Genomic DNA, 2,910 nt, shown 5'->3' with positions numbered 1-2,910 from the left:
CGGGATCGGGGCATGGCTTGCGATTGACGCCATGCACCGTGTTGCCTTCCGCTTCGCTTAACAGCGTCGGCATCCCGGATTTTTCATTTCGCGGCTCTATGGCTGGCCTGCCGGTTTCCCCTGTCAACGCTTCGACGCATACCTCGCGATGTGCGCCGCATGACTCGGGGTCAGAGTGATTCGCCACTTCTTCTCCGTACTGAACTTTCATCAACTATCTTTCATCGGCTTTGCAGCCGCACTAAGCGCGCAAATCGCTGCACCTGTTCATTGACTGAGCGTTGAGCGAATCTGTGTCCACAACGGAGACTGTGGACAATGAGACTGGATGGCGCGGGATTTTCAGGAGAGCTTCGGGTCGTCAAGGTTCTTCGCAATGGCAAGCGGCGGTTTGATCCGGTCGAGAAGGAGCGCTTGATCGACGCATGCCTTGAGCCGGGGGTATCGGTTGCAGGGCTTGCGCTGAAGTACGGGGTGAACGCCAATCAGTTGCGCAACTGGATCAAGCTGCGTCAGCGCCGGCAGGCGGAGAAAGCGTTGACGGTTATGCCTTGCGCACCGTCGGCCTTCGTTCCGGTGGTTGAGGCAGCGCCGACTGCGAGGCCGCCGGCCGCGGCGGCTCGGCCGACATCGACAGGGGTGCGGTTGAAGGCGAGGCTACCGAATGGTGTGCGGCTTGAGCTTGAAGATGCGGATGTTCAAGTTCTGTCGGCAATGATCGAAGCGTTGGGGCGTTGCGATGTTCCGGCTGGCTGATGATCTGCGCGTCTATCTTCACCGGGATCCGATCGACTTTAGGGCCGGGATCAACAGCCTTGCGATCCTGGTCGAGCAGTCTATGGGCCTCAATCCGTTCGAGCGCGCGGTGTTTGCCTTCTGCAACCGTCGCCGTACCCGGATGAAATTGCTGTTTTTTGATCGATCGGGCTTTGTGTTGGTGTTGAAAGCGCTGACCGAAGACAAGTTCCGCTGGCCTCGGCGACAGGAGGCTGTGGTGTCGCTTGATGCCGAGCAATTGCACTGGCTTCTCGACGGCATTGATCTCGACGCGATGGTTCGCCATCCGGTGCGGCAATATGAATTTGTCGGGTGAATTCGGCGCAAACGCAGAGCGTTTGTCGCAGGCCTGTTGACGCAGGGGGCCGGTTCAGATTCAAGAATGCGATGACTAGAACCGGCACCCCGACCATTGAAGAATTGATGGCGCTTTTGGCGACGAATGCAGCCGAGATTGCCGCGCTGAAGGCTGAGAAAGATATCCTCGCGCAGCGGGTCTTCAAGCTTGAGGAAGAGCTGGCGCTGGCGCAGTTGCATCGCTTTGCGCCGCGCAGCGAAAAGCACATCGATCGCCTCTTCAACGAAGCCGAGCAGGCCGCCCTTGAGGGAGATGCAGACGAGGACACCGACGAGGCGGATGCCGTCGCTCTACCGGACACGGGATTGCCGGAGATCGAAAAGCCGCAGGGCAAGAAACCCGGCCGCAGGCCGTTGCCGGCAAACCTGCCGCGTCAGCGCGTCGAATATGACCTTGCCGACGATCAGAAGGTCTGTCCGTGCTGCTGCCACCCGATGCATCGCATGGGCGAACTGGTCACAGAACAGCTTCACATCGAGGTGAAGGCGAAGGTTCTGCAGAATGTCCGGGCAAAATATGCGTGCCGCAACTGCGACCGGACCGGGATCAGCACGCCTGTTGTCATCGCGCCGATGCCGAAGCAGCCCTTGCCTGGCAGCGTCGCCACGGCCTCGACGCTGGCCTTCGCGCTCGTTCATAAATACGTCGACGGCACGCCGCTCTATCGCTTGAGCCAGGCCTTTGAGCGTGCAGGCGTTCCCGTCAGCCGTGGCGCTCTCGGCCATTGGGTGATCGGTTCGAGCGAGAAACACCTCGTTCGTATCTATGACGCGCTGAAACTGCGGCTCCAATCGCAGACGATCATCCATGGTGACGAGACCACGGTTCAGGTGCTGAAGGAAGCGGGCAAGGACCCCACCAGCACGTCGTATATGTGGGCCTTTCGCAGCGGCGAAGACAGTAAACAGCCGATCGTGTTGTTCGATTATCAGCCCGGTCGCGGACAGGAACACCCGCAGGCCCTCCTTGGCGACTACCGCGGCATCCTGATGAGTGACGGCTATCAGGCCTGGCGCACGTTGAAAGGCGCCACGCATGTCGGGTGCCTGGCCCATGCCAGGCGGAAGTTTGTCGATGCCCTCAAGGCGCGCAAGAAACCCGGTGGGCCGCCCGCGCAGGCCATCAAGTTCTTCGACCAGCTCTACCGGATCGAAAGGCAGGTGCGGGACGAAAAGCCCGACGACGGCGAAACGCGAGATCACTACATGCGTCGCTTTCGCCAGAAACATAGCGTTCCGGTCCTTTCCGCCCTCAAGGAATGGCTCGACAAAATCGCGCCAACGGTCGTGCCCGACACCAAACTTGGCGATGCCGTCTCCTATACGCGCAATCAATGGGAATATCTGACCCGCTATACCGACGACGGCAGGATGCCGATAGACAACAACATTCTCGAACGGGACATCAGAATTTTTTGTACCGGACGAAACAGCTGGCTGTTCAGCGACACACCTGCCGGCGCCAAAGCCAGTGCCGTCGTCTATAGCCTGATGTTGACTTGCCGGGCCTGTGGCGTCGAGCCATTCGCATGGTTGAAATACGTCCTCACCGTACTGCCGCAGCGTTCCGACAACGCCGACATCGAGGACCTGCTGCCCTTCAACTTCAAAAAACAGACCGCCTGAGCCGCAGCCACTTCAAGCCGCTTTACGACGTGCAGCAAAATGCGCGCTTAGTGCGGCTGCAAAGCCGATGAAAGATAGTTGATGAAAGTTCAGTACGGAGAAGAAGTGGCGAATCACTCTGACCCCGAGTCATGCGGCGCACATCACGAG

At 59.3% G+C, this 2,910-nt stretch carries 3 protein-coding genes and 1 pseudogene; 3 read left to right on the top strand and 1 reads right to left on the bottom strand.

From position 1 onward, the window contains the following. A pseudogene (locus tag QDY28_RS30750) lies at positions 1–211 on the bottom strand (group II intron reverse transcriptase/maturase); the annotation flags it as partial. A 107-nt stretch (positions 212–318) separates the two neighbouring features. Here QDY28_RS30750 and tnpA point away from each other — a divergent pair. From tnpA to tnpC, 3 genes are all read left to right on the top strand, one after another. Then, positions 319–756 (top strand): IS66-like element accessory protein TnpA, encoded by a 438-nt coding sequence (gene tnpA, locus QDY28_RS30745; RefSeq protein ID WP_184806376.1) that lies wholly within the window; start codon positions 319–321, stop codon positions 754–756. Further along, complete coding sequence (tnpB, locus tag QDY28_RS30740; RefSeq protein WP_184806381.1) at positions 740–1,093, top strand: IS66 family insertion sequence element accessory protein TnpB; 354 nt, start codon at positions 740–742, stop codon at positions 1,091–1,093. The genes tnpA and tnpB overlap by 17 nt, the downstream gene beginning before the upstream one ends. Before the next feature lie 71 nt (positions 1,094–1,164). Next, positions 1,165–2,760, top strand: a complete 1,596-nt coding sequence (gene tnpC / locus QDY28_RS30735) for an IS66 family transposase (protein ID WP_184806384.1) — start codon at positions 1,165–1,167, stop codon at positions 2,758–2,760. Positions 2,761–2,910: the final 150 nt, after the last annotated feature.

Origin of the sequence: Rhizobium sp. BR 362 (assembly GCF_036528765.1) — a bacterium.
Classification (GTDB): Bacteria; Pseudomonadota; Alphaproteobacteria; order Rhizobiales; family Rhizobiaceae; genus Rhizobium.
Note: the sequence above shows the minus strand (reverse complement) of the source record. Positions and strands in the feature narration are given on the sequence as shown.

What these genes read in the sequence shown, in the direction of transcription:
- tnpB (WP_184806381.1), top strand. Translation starts at nt 740, where the DNA reads ATGTTCCGGCTGGCTGATGATCTGCGCGTCTATCTTCACCGGGATCCG.
- tnpA (WP_184806376.1), top strand. Translation starts at nt 319, where the DNA reads ATGAGACTGGATGGCGCGGGATTTTCAGGAGAGCTTCGGGTCGTCAAG.
- tnpC (WP_184806384.1), top strand. Translation starts at nt 1,165, where the DNA reads ATGACTAGAACCGGCACCCCGACCATTGAAGAATTGATGGCGCTTTTG.